The sequence below is a fragment of the Bradyrhizobium sp. BR 10289 genome, from assembly GCF_019455385.1.
Lineage (GTDB): Bacteria > Pseudomonadota > Alphaproteobacteria > Rhizobiales > Xanthobacteraceae > Bradyrhizobium.
Map to the genome: position 1 here is coordinate 221628 of NZ_JACOFR010000002.1, position 14341 is coordinate 235968.

At 65.2% G+C, this 14341-nt stretch carries 15 protein-coding genes; 3 read left to right on the plus strand and 12 right to left on the minus strand.

Features of this window, described 5'->3' with window-relative positions:
* The first annotated feature begins 48 nt into the window (after positions 1-48).
* Entirely contained in the window at positions 49-1590 is a 1542-nt protein-coding gene (locus HYH08_RS04570; RefSeq protein ID WP_220008934.1) for a winged helix-turn-helix domain-containing tetratricopeptide repeat protein, read from the plus strand.
* A gap of 13 nt (positions 1591-1603) precedes the next feature.
* On the opposite strand, the gene HYH08_RS04575 is transcribed toward HYH08_RS04570, so the two are convergent.
* Genes HYH08_RS04575 through yajC form a run of 6 tightly spaced genes read right to left on the minus strand, consistent with a single transcriptional unit; the run spans position 1604 to position 7279 of the window.
* Positions 1604-2848, minus strand: coding sequence for a threonine ammonia-lyase (locus HYH08_RS04575; protein WP_220008560.1), 1245 nt, complete (start codon positions 2846-2848; stop codon positions 1604-1606).
* A gap of 45 nt (positions 2849-2893) precedes the next feature.
* Positions 2894-3757 (minus strand): phytoene/squalene synthase family protein, encoded by an 864-nt coding sequence (locus HYH08_RS04580; RefSeq protein ID WP_220008561.1) that lies wholly within the window; start codon positions 3755-3757, stop codon positions 2894-2896.
* Positions 3754-4137 carry an Mth938-like domain-containing protein gene (locus HYH08_RS04585; protein ID WP_220008562.1) on the minus strand — a complete coding sequence of 128 codons (384 nt, stop codon included), beginning with the start codon at positions 4135-4137 and terminating at the stop codon, positions 3754-3756. Before HYH08_RS04585 ends, HYH08_RS04580 begins: the two co-directional genes overlap by 4 nt.
* A gap of 60 nt (positions 4138-4197) precedes the next feature.
* Positions 4198-5217 (minus strand): protein translocase subunit SecF, encoded by a 1020-nt coding sequence (gene secF, locus HYH08_RS04590; RefSeq protein WP_220008563.1) that lies wholly within the window; start codon positions 5215-5217, stop codon positions 4198-4200.
* An 11-nt stretch (positions 5218-5228) separates the two neighbouring features.
* Positions 5229-6833 carry a protein translocase subunit SecD gene (secD, locus tag HYH08_RS04595; protein WP_220008564.1) on the minus strand — a complete coding sequence of 535 codons (1605 nt, stop codon included), beginning with the start codon at positions 6831-6833 and terminating at the stop codon, positions 5229-5231.
* Between the two features lie 47 nt (positions 6834-6880).
* Positions 6881-7279, minus strand: a complete 399-nt coding sequence (gene yajC, locus HYH08_RS04600; protein WP_220008565.1) for a preprotein translocase subunit YajC — start codon at positions 7277-7279, stop codon at positions 6881-6883.
* A 181-nt stretch (positions 7280-7460) separates the two neighbouring features.
* Here yajC and HYH08_RS04605 point away from each other — a divergent pair, with 181 nt between their 5' ends.
* Entirely contained in the window at positions 7461-8453 is a 993-nt protein-coding gene (locus tag HYH08_RS04605; protein ID WP_220008566.1) for an ATP-binding protein, read from the plus strand.
* Positions 8454-8626: 173 nt separating this feature from the next.
* Here the strand turns inward: HYH08_RS04605 and HYH08_RS04610 are convergent, their stop codons facing one another.
* The 3 genes from HYH08_RS04610 to HYH08_RS04620 form a co-directional block, all read right to left on the minus strand.
* Positions 8627-10030 carry a LysM peptidoglycan-binding domain-containing M23 family metallopeptidase gene (locus tag HYH08_RS04610; RefSeq protein ID WP_220008567.1) on the minus strand — a complete coding sequence of 468 codons (1404 nt, stop codon included), beginning with the start codon at positions 10028-10030 and terminating at the stop codon, positions 8627-8629.
* A 109-nt stretch (positions 10031-10139) separates the two neighbouring features.
* Positions 10140-10790, minus strand: a complete 651-nt coding sequence (locus HYH08_RS04615) for a protein-L-isoaspartate(D-aspartate) O-methyltransferase (RefSeq protein ID WP_220008568.1) — start codon at positions 10788-10790, stop codon at positions 10140-10142.
* A gap of 33 nt (positions 10791-10823) precedes the next feature.
* Positions 10824-10973 carry a hypothetical protein gene (locus HYH08_RS04620; protein WP_220008569.1) on the minus strand — a complete coding sequence of 50 codons (150 nt, stop codon included), beginning with the start codon at positions 10971-10973 and terminating at the stop codon, positions 10824-10826.
* A gap of 58 nt (positions 10974-11031) precedes the next feature.
* Here HYH08_RS04620 and HYH08_RS04625 point away from each other — a divergent pair, with 58 nt between their 5' ends.
* The gene (locus HYH08_RS04625; protein ID WP_008547195.1) at positions 11032-11403 is read left to right on the plus strand and encodes a response regulator; all 372 of its coding nucleotides are present in this window, start codon (positions 11032-11034) and stop codon (positions 11401-11403) included.
* Positions 11404-11406: 3 nt separating this feature from the next.
* Here the strand turns inward: HYH08_RS04625 and surE are convergent, their stop codons facing one another.
* The 3 genes from surE to serS form a co-directional block, all read right to left on the minus strand.
* Positions 11407-12174, minus strand: coding sequence for a 5'/3'-nucleotidase SurE (gene surE, locus HYH08_RS04630; protein ID WP_220008935.1), 768 nt, complete (start codon positions 12172-12174; stop codon positions 11407-11409).
* 178 nt (positions 12175-12352) lie between these two features.
* Positions 12353-12715: a hypothetical protein gene (locus HYH08_RS04635; protein ID WP_220008936.1), complete on the minus strand. Its 363-nt coding sequence runs from the start codon at positions 12713-12715 to the stop codon at positions 12353-12355.
* 155 nt (positions 12716-12870) lie between these two features.
* Positions 12871-14202 (minus strand): serine--tRNA ligase, encoded by a 1332-nt coding sequence (gene serS / locus HYH08_RS04640; protein ID WP_220008570.1) that lies wholly within the window; start codon positions 14200-14202, stop codon positions 12871-12873.
* Positions 14203-14341 lie beyond the last annotated feature (139 nt).

Sequence of the window (14341 nt, forward strand, 5' to 3'; positions counted from 1 at the left end):
GAGCGGAAATGGTTGCAAAAAACCTCCGAAATGTGCCCTTCTCTGGCGATGGCCCCCATCCTTGAATTTGGACCGTTCCGCCTCGACGCCGAAGCTGGGATTCTGTACCGCGGGGCCGAGCCCACCCCGCTCGGCCAGCGCGCCGTGCAGATTTTGGCCTTGCTGGTGCAGCGGGCCGGCGTGCCGGTCGCGAAGGACGCCTTGATCGAAGCGGCGTGGCCCGGCCAGGCCATTGAAGACAGCAACCTGACCGTCCAGATGACTGCTGTCCGGCGTACACTGGCGGACGTCGGGGGACAGGCGCGATGGATCGAGACCCTGCCGCGGCGCGGCTATCGCTATGTTGGCCCGGTGGTGACGACATCCAATCTGGACAAAGCATCCGCAGCATTGCTGACTGTGCCCGACAGGCCATCAGTCGCAGTGTTGCCCTTTGCAAACCTGAGCGGCGATGCGGAGCAGGACTATTTTGCCGACGGAATGGTCGACGACATCATCACCGGCCTGTCCCGGATCAATTGGCTGTTCGTGATCGCGCGAAACTCTACGTTCACGTACAAGGGACGAGCGGTCGATGTGAAGCAGGTCGGTCGCGAGCTTGGCGTGCGCTACGTACTAGAAGGCAGCATCCGGAAGACCGGCGGCACTGTGCGTATCACTGGCCAGTTGATCGATACGTCGACCGGCATGCATGTGTGGGCCGAACGCTATGACCGCCACTCCGATGATATTTTCGCGCTTCAGGACGACCTCGCCATCTCCGTCGTCGGCGCCATCGCGCCGAGCCTACGCCGCGCCGAAATCAACCGGGTCAAACGCAAACGGCCTGACAGTCTCGATGCCTATGACCTCGTCCTGCGAGCCCAACCGGATGTTGATTCCGGCATGCCGGAGCAAGTTAAACAGGCACTCGTCCTGCTCGAGCGCGCCATCACGCTGGAGCCCTCCTACGCGCTGGCGCACGGTAACGCTGCGATGTGCCATCATTGCCTGTTCCTCCGCGCTGGTTTGCAGGAGGCGAGCCGCGCAGCCTCGATCAAGCATGCGCGATCGGCCATCGCTCACGGGCAGGATGATGCCGTTGCGCTCACGCTCGCGGGATTTTCGATTGGGATGGATGGGCACGATCGCTCCGCGGCATTCACCGCGCTCGACGCTGCTCTTGCGATCAGCCCGTCATCGGCGCTGACTTACATCCTCGGCAGCGTCATGCTGGGCTGGGGCGGCGATGCCGACCGGGCCATCGAATGGAGCGAGCGCGGCATGCGGCTCAGCCCGTTCGATTCCTGGGCCTTCGCTGCCTTCGATGCACAGGCGATGGGGCACTTCCACCGCGGACGGTTTGAAGAGGCCTGCCGTGCGGCCTACCGCTCGGTTCAGGCCAATCCGCGTCACAGCATAACCCACGTGCAACTGGCGGCGGCGCTTGCAAAGCTCGGGCGATTGCAGGAAGCGAGAGCGGCCGCGGCACGGGTGCTGGAATTGCACCCGACCTTTCGCTATGGCCGCCAATTCCAGGGCGTTAATTGCGCACCGGCACTGGCGGCATCGCTTGGTGAAGCGCTTCGGGCCGCAGGGCTGCCGGAGTAATCGTCAAACCGCTTCACGTGCAGCGCGCGCTCAGTCCGGACGCACCGAGCTTGGCCATGACCTCGTCAAGATGCGCGCTGTCGCGGGTCTCGATGACGAGCTGAAGCAGCGTTGCCTTGGCCGGCAGGTCGGAGAAGGTCCGCTGATGCGAGACCTCGATGATGTTGGCGCCGGCCTCGGCCAATAGCGCGGCGACCGCAGCCAACTGGCCCGGCCGATCGGGGATGTCGAGCGACAGCTGCGTCAGCCGCCCCTCGCGCGCCAGCTCGCGCGTCAGCACGGAAGCGATCAGCCGCGTGTCGATGTTGCCGCCACTCAGGACGAGGCCGACCTTCTGGCCTTCGAACCGGGAGGGATCGGACATCAAAGCGGCAAGGCCCGCGGCGCCGGCGCCCTCTACCACCGTCTTCTCGATCGAGATCAGGGTCGCGACCGCACGCTCGAGCTCGGCCTCGTTGACGAGCGCGATGTCGTCGACGAGGCGGCGGACGATCTCGGTCGTGATCTTGCCCGGCGATTTCACCGCGATGCCTTCGGCCAGCGTATCGCCCCGCGCCGGCAAATTGCCGTCATGGATGGCGTTGTACATCGAGGGATAAAGCCAGGCCTCGACGCCCAGAATCCGCAGCGACGGCTTGATTGATTTGGCGGCAATGGCGATGCCGCTGATCAGCCCGCCGCCCCCGATCGGAACGACCAGCGTGTCGAGCTCCGGCACCGCCTTCATGATCTCCAGCCCGACGGTGCCCTGCCCCGCGATCACGAGCGGGTCGTCATAGGGATGGATGAAGATCATGCCGCGGGCCTCGCCATGGCTGCGCGCATAGGCGGCGGCTTCCTCCAGCGTCGCGCCCGTCACCACCACCTCGGCGCCGTGGTGCCTGGTGTTCTCGACCTTCACCATGGGCGTGCCGACCGGCATCACGATGGTGGCGGGAATGCCGAGCCGTTTGGCGTGGTAAGCAACGCCCTGCGCGTGGTTGCCCGCAGACATCGCGATGACACCCCGCGCGCGCTCATCCGGCGTCAGCGCCGTCAGGCGATTGAGCGCGCCGCGCTCCTTGAACGAGGAGGTGAACTGGAGGTTCTCGAATTTCAGCCAAACATCGCAGCCGCAGATACCGCTCAGCGTGCGGCTGTAGCTACAGGGCGTCTCGACGACGGCGCCGCGGATAGTCTCGGCGGCGGCGTGAATATCATCCGGAGCGACCGGAAGGCCGCTGAGATCGGAGGAATTGGTTTGGTTCAACTCAGCCATGGAACAGCATAGAGCATTTGCCCGGTCCGGGCGATAAGCCAACCGCTATTTGGTAAATTCCCGGGAACGTGAAGCCCGCCATAGCGTCCACAGCGTCCGCAAGCGTGACGTCGGCTGCGGCGCAAACGGATTGCGCGCGGGCTGCGACAGGCGCTTGAGGTCGGCCCGCACCTGGCTCAGCGGCAGAAAGGCAGGCCGCACCGCGGGCGGCACCTGCGCCAGCAGCGACATGGCCGTGGTCAAATGCTGCTGCGCCTCGCCTGTCAGCTGCGCGAGCACCGCCCGCAGGGCCGGCGTATCCTTGCCCGCGAACACGTCTTCCATCCCGCAGCCGTGGCTCGCGAGCAGCTGCTGCGGCACGAACAGCTGCCGGTGCGCCGCGTCGCGCGGCAGGTTGGCGATCACCTGCGCGATGCCTTGTGCGAGCCCCGCATGCCGCGCCAGATGCTCGGCGGCGTCGGACGGTGCGCCCATGATACGGGCGGCGAGGTCGAACAGCGCCGAGGACGTCGCGGCCAGATAGCCCTCCAGCGCCGCCATCGTCGGCATCGGGTCGTTGTAGAGGTCGAACTGGTGCTCATCGACGAGAAGCGACAGCGGCTCGACCGGCAGGCCGAAATCGCGCACCGCACGCAACAGCTCGGCCGCGACCGGATTGCCCTCGGCGCTGCCATGGACGAGGCCCGACAACAGGTCGGTCCACCACTGAAAGCGGATCTCGCCGGGCAAGGGCTGGCTGACCTGGTCGCGGACGCGGACGATCTCGACGTTGAAGGCATAGAGCGCCAGCAGCGCGCGGCGCTCGGCGGCAGGTGCGAACAGGGTTGCCGCATAGCGCGCAAAATCGTGGCTGCGCACGAGATCGGCGCAGAAGGTCACGGTGTCGGGCGGCGGCGTCGGATTGTTCATGGCACCGCGATCAGCGCGGCGGCGACGCGGCGCCGCTCGCCGATCATGATGTTGTAGGTGCGCACGGCAGGACCAGTCTGCATCGTGTCCAGCACCACCCTCACCGCTTTGAGCGCCTGGCGCAGCTCCGGCGGCGGCAGCCAGAGCCCGGTTCCGGTACCCACCAGCAGCGTGTCGATGCCGTTGGCGGCCGCGAACACCCGGTCCAGCGAATAGCGATCGATCCTGGTCGGGTCGGTCACGTCCCACGCCCAGATCGCATTGGGCAGGCACAGCAGCGAGCCCCGGTGCGACATGCCGGCAAAGGCGAAGCCGCCCTTGCCATAGGCATCAATCGGCGCCGAGCGCGGGAAATGCGGTGCGTTGGGATCGCCGGCCATCTGTTTCGTCCGAATGGGCTACCTACCCCCGCAAACGCGTGCGAGGGCGCGCGGTTCGGATCACGCCTTGCTTTTCTTCGCCGACGGAGCCTCGTCCTTCGCATCTTCGCGATGCTCGCCAACGCCGAGATAGATCAGGATCGGCGCCGCGATGAAGATCGAGGTGTAGGTACCGACCAGCACCACGCCGAACATCATCACCGCCGTGAAGCTGTGGATCGCATGACCGCCGAACAGCAGCAGCGCCAGCAGCGCCAGGGTCACTGTGACGTGGGTGATGATCGAGCGCGACAGCGTCGAGTTGATGGATTCGTTGAGCAGCTGTGGCATCGGCATCTTCTTGTACCGCCGCAGCATTTCACGGATGCGGTCATAGATGACGACGGTGTCGTTGAGCGAATAACCGAGAATGGTCAGCAGCGCCGCGATGCTGGTCAGGTCGAAATCGACCTGGCTGATCGACATGAAGCCGATCGTCAGCACGATATCATGCACGTTGGCGATCATGGCGCCGAGCGCGAACTGCCATTCGAAGCGGAACCAGAGATAGATCAGGATCGAGACGATCGCGAGCATCAGGCCCAGCATGCCGTAGGCCAGGAGTTCGCCGGCGACGCGCGGACCGAGCACCTCGACACGGCGGTATTCGATGGAATCGCCGAGCGCGTTGCGGACCTTCTGGACGGCATCCTGCTGCGCCTTGTCGCCGCCGGGCTGCTCGGCAACGCGGATCAGCACGTTCTCGGGGCCGCCGAACTGCTGTAGCTGGATTTCGCCGAGGCGCAGGCCGTCCAGCGTCGTGCGCATCGCCGCGATATCGGCGGCACCGGACTTGGCCCGCACCTCAAGCAGTGTGCCGCCCTTGAAATCGATGCCCAAATTCAGGCCATGGGTGAAGAACAGCGTGATGGCGACGATCGACAGCGCCGCCGAGATCGGGAAGCTGATGCGGCGGAACCTCGTGAAGTCGAAATGCGTATTGTCCGGGACGATGCGCAGCGACGGCAGCAGGCCCATGGCCGCGACCACGGTGAGAATGGCGATGAGGACGCCGAGCCCGATGAGAACGGTGTGATTCACGGGTCAAGCTCCTAGATCGGCACGCTCTGCGGCCGCTTCCACCGCACCCACCAGGCGACGATCAGCCGCGTCATGGTGAAGGCGGTGAACACCGTGGTGATGATGCCGATCCCGAGCGTCACGGCAAAGCCGCGCACCGGGCCGGTGCCGATGTAGAACAGCACCGCGGCGGCAATGAAGGTGGTGATGTTGGAATCGAGGATGGTCGCGAGCGCCCGCTTGAAGCCGGCGTCGATCGCCGAGATCGCGTTGCGGCCGCCGCGCAGTTCCTCGCGGATACGCTCGTAGATCAGCACGTTGGAGTCCACCGCGATACCGACGGTGAGCACGATGCCGGCGATGCCGGGCAGCGTCAGCGTGGCGTTGAGCAGCGACAGCAGGCCGAAGATCATGGCGACGTTGATGGCGACCGCGATGTTGGCGAACACGCCGAACAGCCGGTAGGTCACGAGCATGAACACGATGACCAGGATCGAGCCGACGTAAGCTGCAAGCTCGCCCTTTTCGATCGAGTCCTGGCCGAGTCCGGGACCGACGGTGCGCTCCTCGACTACGGTGAGCGGCGCCGGCAGCGCGCCGGCGCGCATCAGGATCGCAAGATCGTTGGCGGACTGGACCGTGAAGCTGCCGGAGATCTGTCCCTGCCCGCCCGTGATCGGCTCGTTGATCCTGGGCGCCGAGATCACCTTGTTGTCGAGCACGATCGCGAAAGGCAATCCGACATTCTCTTGCGTGGCCTGCGCGAACTTGCGCGCGCCCGACGTGTTGAACTTGAAGCTGACGACCGGCTCGCTGGTCCGCTGGTCGAAGGTCGCCTGGGCATCGATCAGATCGCCGCCGGCAACCAGCACCTGCTTCTTGACCACATAGGGCGTTGGCGGGGGCGAAGCGCTCATCAGCAACTCGGATTCCGGCGGCAACTTGCCCTGCTGCGCCTGGTCGGGCGACACGGACGTGTCGACCATGCGGAATTCCATCTTCGCGGTCTTGCCCAGAATATCCTTCAGGCGCGTCGGATCCTGAAGACCAGGGACCTGCACCAGGATGCGGTCATTGCCCTGGCGCTGGATCACCGGCTCGACGGTGCCGAGCTCGTTGACCCGGCGCTCGACGATCTGGATCGACTGCTCGATGGTCTTGCGCATGCGGTCGAGCATCGCGGCCTGCGGAACGTTGAGGCGGATCACGCCGCCGCCGGCGTCGCTCACCTCGAGGTCGCGCTGACCGCTCGATCCCATCAGGCCGCCGAGCGGCTGGGACAGTTCGCGCAGCTTGGCGAGCGCCGGCTGAAAGTCGGTCTCCTTGGTGATGCGGACCTCGACAGCGTCGTTGCGCACGGTGACGCCGCCGGTGAAGCCGATCTTGGCATCGCGCAGCGTCCGGCGAACGTCGTCGCGGACCTGCTCCAGCCGTTCCTTCTTCACATAGTTGGAATCGACCTCAAGCAGCAAATAGGAGCCGCCCTGCAAATCTAGGCCGAGCACGAGCCGGCGCTGCGCCCAGGCGGGCCAGGTCTTGACCTGCGCTTCGGGGAAGAAGTTCGGGACCGCGCAGAGGCACACGATCAGCGCCGTCAGGATAATCCCCAGCGCCTTCCACCGCGTGAAATACAACATCGCCTGGACCTGTCAGATCGGGAGACTTGAGGTGCTCGCGGAAGCGCTCACTTCGACGCGGCGTCGTCCTTTGCGTTTTCCTTGGCACTTTCCTTGGCGGCGTCCTTGCTCTCCTTGGAGTCTTTCGCCGGCTCGCCCTTGGCGCGCACGCCCGAGATCATCTGGCGCATCTGCCGCACGCGCACGCCGTCGGAAATCTCGAACTCGATCTGGTCGTCGTCGACGACCTTGGTGACCTTGCCGACGAGGCCGCCTGAGGTCACCACGGTGTCACCGCGGCGGATGTTCTTCACGAGATCGGCATGGTCGCGGACCTTCTTCTGCTGCGGGCGCAGAATCAGGAAGTACATGATCACGAAGATCAGGGCGAACGGCAGCAGCGACATCAACATGCTGTTGGTGTCGCCGGCGCCCGCGGCCTGGGCATACGCAGGGGTAATGAACATTCGGACGATCCTCGTGGAAACGGGAGAAGGCCAGTCAGGCCCTCAAAGGCGACCGGCTCGGTCAAATTCGCGCGGACTATAGCGGCCATTGCCCCAATTGCAACGCTGCCAGACCGGCGATTTGGCCACCTTGCGGCCCGCCGTCAGGCCCGATAAGGCTGCATTCTCAGGAACTTCGGACATGCCCCAAAAACCAAGCAAAAGCCCGGCCGGCAAAGGCCCCCGTACCCCTGCCAGAAAGCCCGCCCAGGTCGCGGCAAATCGCCCCAAGGCAAGCGTCAAGAAAGCGGTCAAGGCAGCCCCCGACGTCGCCCAGGAGCGCCTCGTCCGCGCGCTGGAGACCATCGCGGCGCACCTTGCCGCCCAGGGCAAGCCGGCCGTCGAACGCGAGTCGTTTGACCGGGCCGACGCCTTCGTCTGGCACCCCGACGGGCGCCTTGCTGCGGTGCCGCGGGTCAGCCGCGTCGAGCTGTTCCTTCTCAAGGGCGTCGACCGGATGCGCGACATCCTGATGGAGAATACCGAACGCTTCGCCAATGGGCTGCCCGCCAACAATGCCCTGCTCTGGGGCGCGCGCGGTATGGGCAAGTCGTCGCTGGTGAAGGCGGCGCATGCCAGCATCAATGCGGAGCGCAAACCCGCCGATAAGCTCAAGCTGATCGAGATCCATCGCGAGGATATCGAAACGCTGCCGATGCTGATGGAGAAGCTGCGCGACTCCGACTTCCGCTTCATCGTCTTCATCGACGACCTCTCCTTCGACGGCAATGATGCGTCCTACAAATCGCTCAAGGCCGTGCTCGAAGGCGGCATCGAGGGCCGGCCCGACAACGTCATCCTCTACGCCACCTCCAACCGCCGCCATCTGCTGGCGCGCGACATGATCGAGAACGAGCGCTCGACCGCGATCAATCCCAGCGAAGCAGTCGAGGAAAAGGTCTCGCTGTCGGATCGCTTCGGCCTGTGGCTCGGCTTCCATCGGTGCAGCCAGGACGAATATCTCGCCATGGTGCGCGGCTATTGCAGCCATTTTGGCATCAAGGTCGATGACGAGGCCCTGGAGCGCGAAGCCCTGGAATGGTCGACCACGCGCGGCTCGCGTTCAGGCCGCGTCGCCTGGCAGTTCGTGCAGGAACTGGCGGGACGGTTGGGCGTGAAGCTGACGGGGAAGTAGCGGAAGCTATTGCCCCACCCACAACCGTCATTCCCCGCGAAAGCGGGGAATCCAGTACGCCGCGGGCTATCGGCTCAACAACAACCGTCTCTGGAATACTGAATCGCCCGGTCGAAGCCGGGCGATGACAGCGGGCCTGTGGTGATGGCGCGCCCCGAACTGGAGCCCGCGCCTCAGGCCCCGTTCAGGAATTGAAGCGGGTCAACCGGGCTCGATCCCTTGCGGATCTCGAAGTGGAGCTGCGGCGACGCCACCTCCCCGGATTGACCCGACTTGGCAATCACCTGACCGCGCTTGATGGTATCGCCGCGCTTCACCAACAGCTCACTCGCATGGGCATAGGCGGTGACGTAGCCGTTGGAGTGCCGAACCAGAACCAGATTGCCGTAACCCTTCAGCTCATTGCCGGAGTAGGCAACGACGCCGTCTTCGGCCGCCTTGACCGGCGTCCCCTCAGGCACCGCGAGATTGATGCCGTCATTGGACTTGCCGTTGGTCTTGGCGCCGTAGCTCGTGACGACCTTGCCGCGTACCGGCCAGCGGAACGTCGGCAGCGCGCTGGTGGTCTCAGCAGCCTTCGCCGGAGCCTCGGTAGCCGGCTTCTCTTCGACATTGGTCGTGGCCTGGGCGAGGCGCGCGCTCTGCACGGGCGCGGCAACAGCGGCCATCTTGGTGGCGGGCGCGGGAGCGGCCGCGACCGGCTGGAGCGTACCGGCAACCGGGGCGGCTCCGACCGGAGCCGCAGCAATCGGCGCCGCGAGGGCAGCCGTCTTGGCGCCGGGCACGGTCAGCTTGGTGCCGAGCTTGAGCTTGGCCGAGGGATCGAGGCCGTTGGCACGAGCGAGCTCAGCCGAAGAGATGTGGTTCTTGCGGGCGATGCTGGCGAGCGTGTCGCCGCGATTGACGAAGTGCGAGCTCGCCGGCGCGGCCATGGCGGCCACCGGCTTCGCAGCGGGTGCCATCGCGGGAGCAGCCGCGACCGGAGCCATCACTGGCGCGGGAGCAGCGGCGACCGCCGCCGGATGCGGGATGATCAGCTGCTGGCCGGGCGACAGCGCGCGCGGACCCTTGTAGCCGTTGGCGGCGAGGATCGCCTGCGGCGTGACGTGGTAGCGCTTGGCGAGCACGTCGAGCGTGTCGCTGGTGCCGACGATGATCTTGGTCCCACCGGCCGGCTGGGCAGCCGCGACCGAGCGCGGCGGCACGGCGGCCGTGGTCTCAAGATGAGGCTGCGCCGGGGGCGCGTAGGAGCTGACGCCGCGCCCGCCTCCGGACACGCCACCATTCGATGTGACGGGATAGGATTGCGGCGCTGACACGACGGGCGGCGGCAAGGCCTGCGACTGATAATATCCGGGCTGGGTCTGCGGCCGCGCATATTGCGGCAGCTCGCGCTGCGGCGGCGGGGCCTGCTGTACCGAGCCGGTCTGCTCAGACGAGAAGGGATTGGAGAAGTTCGACTGGGACAGACGCGACGACATGTCGGCGCTGCACCCTGCGAAGCTGAAGGAAATCAGCGCCAGCACCGCGACCTGCGGTACGCGGCGCGAGTAAAGCAACTCGGCGACAACGGACATGGTTACTCACTCGTACGCAACAGAACTGATTTTTTAAGTAAACACGCGTCGAGTAAATAACGGCTTAACCCTCCCAATAAGATGTTGGTGGCACAGCTGATCCGGAATTCTACAGCTCTCGCGCCACCCCGGGCAGCGCCGGCACGAAGCGGACCTCGACGAGTTCCTTGCGCTCGATCCCGGTCTCGGTGCGGCTCAGCCGGACCAGCGTCTGCACGCCCTGATGCGGACCGACCGGCGCGATCAGGATGCCGCCGACCTCGAGCCGCTCGACCAGGTTCTCCGGAAGCTGCTCGACCGCGGCGGTGACGATGATGCGGTCGAACGGGCCGATATTGGGCGGCAGATTGAGCCCGTCGCCGAGCATCACCTCAACATTGTGATAGCCGAGCTTCTCGATCCTCGCGCGTGCGACGTCTGCCAGCTTGCGATAGCGCTCGACCGTCAGCACCTGCCCTGCCAGCCGCGACAGCACAGCGGCCTGATAGCCGGAGCCCGTGCCGATCTCCAGCACGCGATGCGCCTTTTGGAGCTGGAGCTGCTCGGTCATGTAGGCGACGACGAAGGGCTGGCTGATGGTCTGCCCGCAGGCGATCGGCAGAGCGCTATCGCGATAGGCCCCTTCGCGATCGGCCTCGTCGACGAATTCGTCGCGCGGCACCTCCTCCATGGTCCGCAGCACCGCCTGATCGCTGATGCCCCGACGCCTCAGCGTGAGCTGAAACATCATCTTTTCCGGCGGGGGCTGATTGGAGATCATCGCTGATTGTATCGTCTGTCAGGGTCCGGATCGTCACTTGCCTTGCGGCAAGCGCAGGGCAGCAATCTTGTTCCTGCTCAGGAACTCATGATAGCCTTTGGCGGAAGTATTTGACCACAAATTGGCTTGCAGCGGGCTGGCCGCAAAGGCCAATTTCGGGTGGCCGTTCGTCGAAACGCGCATTGCGTCGATTCGTGTTATCTGCGAACGTTTTCCGGGAATGGGCAAGGACTCACCGACAATGACCGCGACAGGGCTTTCCGGCCGCTCTGTATTCCTCGTCGAGGACGAGGTGATGATCAGGATGATGGTCGCGGACATGCTCGAGGAGCTGGGCTACAAGGTCGCCGCCGAAGCCGGCGATATTACCGAGGCCATGCGGCTCGCCCAGGCGACCGAGTTCGACATCGCCATCCTCGACGTCAACGTCAACGGCAAGGTGATCTCGCCGGTCGCCGACGTCATCAAGGCCAAGGGCTGCCCGTTCATCTTCGCCACCGGCTATGGCTCCTCGGGCCTGCCCGAGCAGTATCGCGACCGGCCGGCGCTGCAAAAGCCGTTTCAGCTCGATGCGCTCGGCAAGACCATCGAGGCAGCCCTCCGAGGCGGCTAGCCGCTATTTCAACGTCGCACTCAGCGCTTCCGAGAACGCCTCATTGGTGCGGTCGAGCCGGAGCGGCGTGACCGAGACACACCGCTCGCGCAGTGCCGCCAGATCCGTGCCCTCCGCAGGCGTATCCATCATCGCCGTGCGTTCGAAGCCGATCCAGAAATAGGGATTGTTGCGACCATCCTTGCGCTCGTCGATCTTGAGGAAGCCGAGATTGCGCTTGCCCTGGCGGGTGACGCGAATGCCTTGCACGTCCTCCGGCACACAGGCCGGGAAGTTGACGTTGATGACGGTGTCCTTGGGGATGCCGGCCTTGATCACCTTGCGCAGGATGTCGGGCCCGAACTGGCGCGCGGTGTCCCAGAGCGGCCGGTCGCGCGTCTCGACACTGAACTCCTGCGACAGCGCGAAAGACGGCAGCCCCAGAATGGTGCCTTCCAGCGCGCCGGCGATGGTGCCGGAATAGACCACGTCCTCGGCGACGTTGCGGCCCTTGTTGACGCCCGACAGCACGAGGTCCGGCGGCTTGGTGCCGAGGATATGCCGCGCGCCCATGATGACGCAGTCGGTCGGCGTGCCGCGCACGGCGAAGTGCCGTTCGCCGACCTCGCGCAACCGCAAGGGGTCGTTCAGCGACAGCGAATGCGACACGCCGGACTGGTCGAGCTCGGGCGCGACCACCCAGACGTCGTCGGAGAGCGCCCTGGCGATCTCCTCCACCACCTTGAGGCCGGGGGCGTGAATGCCGTCGTCATTGGTGCAGAGGATGCGCATGGACAAGGTCGATTCCTGAAGCCGTTTGCGCCGTATTATCCGGCTATGGCCGGTGAGGCAAACCGCCGGAGAGCTATCGCTCAACTCGCCGCCGCAGCGCAGCAAGGATCCCCGTTCTCGGTCGATATTTGCTGGTTTCGGCTGGATACCCGGCTGTCCGAGCCCCATGCCTTATTAGCTAGCGGCGGATGCGCCATTGCGGCAGGAAGCGTGCGAGCCGGCCTTCTGCACGCAGCTTCATCGCCGGCACGACCGGCGTTTCGATCACGCCGAGCGCTTTCATCTGTGCAAGGATCGGATCCGGCGCCGCCGCTTCAACAGCTGCATTGGGAAAACGTTCGCGCGCGACCGTCAGCGCCTCGTCGAAATCTGCGGCGTTCACGCCGGGCTTCGCCCGCCGGCTCTGCACGAGATCGTCGTCCCACAGCCGCGCGAGTTCGATGTCGAGCACGCCGCGCAGCCGCTGATCGACGGCCTGGATGCCGGCACCCGTCACCGCCCATTGTCGGCCGACCCAGAAGATGTCGCGGTGTAAAGCCATGAACATTTGGTTCGTGCTGTCGGTAGCCGGCAGGATAACCCGCCCCCCGATCTTCGCAACCAAACGTTCCAACGTTTCAGACGGGCACCGCGATTCTTATTTTGACGCGTTTTCTTGACGCGAACCGGTGCCCACTTCGCTTGAAAACGCTTTTGCTAGTCGCGCGCGACCACCTTCAGCCCGCCCATGTAGGGCTGGAGCACGTCGGGAACGGCGATCGAGCCATCCTCCTGCTGATAGGTCTCCATCACCGCGATCAGCGCGCGGCCGACCGCGGTGCCGGAACCGTTCAGCGTGTGCACGAAGCGCGGCTTGCCGTCCGGCCCGCGCGAGCGCGCATCCATGCGCCGTGCCTGGAAGTCGCCGCACACCGAGCAGCTCGAGATCTCGCGGAACATGCCGCCCTCGCCCTGCCCCGGCATCCAGACCTCGATGTCATAGGTTTTTTGCGACGAGAAGCCCATATCTCCCGCGCACAGCGTCATGACGCGATAATGCAGGTCGAGCTTCTGCAGCACCTGCTCGGCGCAGGACAGCATCCGCTCCAGCTCGTCCTTGCTTGTCTCGGGCGTCGTGATCGAGACCAGCTCGACCTTGGTGAACTGGTGCTGGCGGATCATGCCGCGCGTGTCACGCCCGGCCGCACCCGCTTCCGCGCGGAAGCACGGCGTCAGCGCGGTGAGACGCATCGGCAACTGCTTCTCGTCGAGAATGGATTCGCGCGCAAGGTTGGTGAGCGAAACTTCCGCGGTCGGGATCAGGCCGAGGCGCTCGCTCTTGAGCCGCCCGTGATCCGGGGAAGCGAGAAGCTCGCCCTTGATCGCCCAGAACTGATCGTCCTCGAACTTCGGCAGTTGCCCGGTGCCGAACATCACCTCGTTGCGCACCAGCAGCGGCGGATTGATCTCGGTGTAGCCGTGCTCGTTGGTGTGGAGGTCGAGCATGAACTGGCCGATCGCGCGTTCGAGCCGCGCCAGCCCCTTCTTCAGCACGACGAAGCGCGCACCCGAGAGTTTTGCCGCCGCTTCGAAATCCATGTAGCCAAGCGCGGTGCCGAGATCGTCATGCAGCTTCGGCGCGAAGCTGTAATTGCGCTTGTTGCCGTAGACGTGGTGCTGGACGTTGCCGTGCTCGTCGACACCGTCGGGCACGTCATCGAACGGGATGTTCGGAATCGCGGAGAGCTCTTTCGTCAGTTCCTCGTCGGCAGCCTTCGCGGCGGCTTCGAGCTCCGGCATCGTGGTCTTGAGCTCGGCGACTTCAGCCATCAGCTTGGCGGCACGCGCCTCGTCCTTTGTCTTCTTGGCGTCGCCGATTTCCTTGGAGGCCGCGTTGCGCCGCGCCTGCGCCTGCTCGGATGCCAGGATCGCCGCGCGCCGCTTCTCGTCGATCGCGAGCAGCGAGGCCGACAGCGGCTTCAGGCCGCGCCGGGCGAGGCCGGCGTCGAAGGCTTGCGGATTGTCGCGGATCGATTTGATGTCGTGCATGGCGGTGGTCCTGGGCGTATTGGGCGAACGGCTGATGATTCATGCCAGTCTTTCGCGGCGGGGCATCCACTAGCACAGGTGTCGTCACCCGCGAAGGCGGGTGACCCAGTATTCCAGAGACGACAGTGATTCTCCGAGG

Excerpts from the sequence above, each read along its gene's own strand:
- HYH08_RS04570 (WP_220008934.1), top strand. The coding sequence starts at position 49 with ATGGCCCCCATCCTTGAATTTGGACCGTTCCGCCTCGACGCCGAAGCT.
- HYH08_RS04575 (WP_220008560.1), bottom strand. The coding sequence starts at position 2,848 with ATGGCTGAGTTGAACCAAACCAATTCCTCCGATCTCAGCGGCCTTCCG.
- HYH08_RS04580 (WP_220008561.1), bottom strand. The coding sequence starts at position 3,757 with ATGAACAATCCGACGCCGCCGCCCGACACCGTGACCTTCTGCGCCGAT.
- HYH08_RS04585 (WP_220008562.1), bottom strand. The coding sequence starts at position 4,137 with ATGGCCGGCGATCCCAACGCACCGCATTTCCCGCGCTCGGCGCCGATT.
- secD (WP_220008564.1), bottom strand. The coding sequence starts at position 6,833 with ATGTTGTATTTCACGCGGTGGAAGGCGCTGGGGATTATCCTGACGGCG.
- yajC (WP_220008565.1), bottom strand. The coding sequence starts at position 7,279 with ATGTTCATTACCCCTGCGTATGCCCAGGCCGCGGGCGCCGGCGACACC.
- HYH08_RS04605 (WP_220008566.1), top strand. The coding sequence starts at position 7,461 with ATGCCCCAAAAACCAAGCAAAAGCCCGGCCGGCAAAGGCCCCCGTACC.
- HYH08_RS04610 (WP_220008567.1), bottom strand. The coding sequence starts at position 10,030 with ATGTCCGTTGTCGCCGAGTTGCTTTACTCGCGCCGCGTACCGCAGGTC.
- HYH08_RS04615 (WP_220008568.1), bottom strand. The coding sequence starts at position 10,790 with ATGATCTCCAATCAGCCCCCGCCGGAAAAGATGATGTTTCAGCTCACG.
- HYH08_RS04620 (WP_220008569.1), bottom strand. The coding sequence starts at position 10,973 with ATGCGCGTTTCGACGAACGGCCACCCGAAATTGGCCTTTGCGGCCAGC.
- HYH08_RS04625 (WP_008547195.1), top strand. The coding sequence starts at position 11,032 with ATGACCGCGACAGGGCTTTCCGGCCGCTCTGTATTCCTCGTCGAGGAC.
- surE (WP_220008935.1), bottom strand. The coding sequence starts at position 12,174 with ATGCGCATCCTCTGCACCAATGACGACGGCATTCACGCCCCCGGCCTC.
- HYH08_RS04635 (WP_220008936.1), bottom strand. The coding sequence starts at position 12,715 with ATGGCTTTACACCGCGACATCTTCTGGGTCGGCCGACAATGGGCGGTG.
- serS (WP_220008570.1), bottom strand. The coding sequence starts at position 14,202 with ATGCACGACATCAAATCGATCCGCGACAATCCGCAAGCCTTCGACGCC.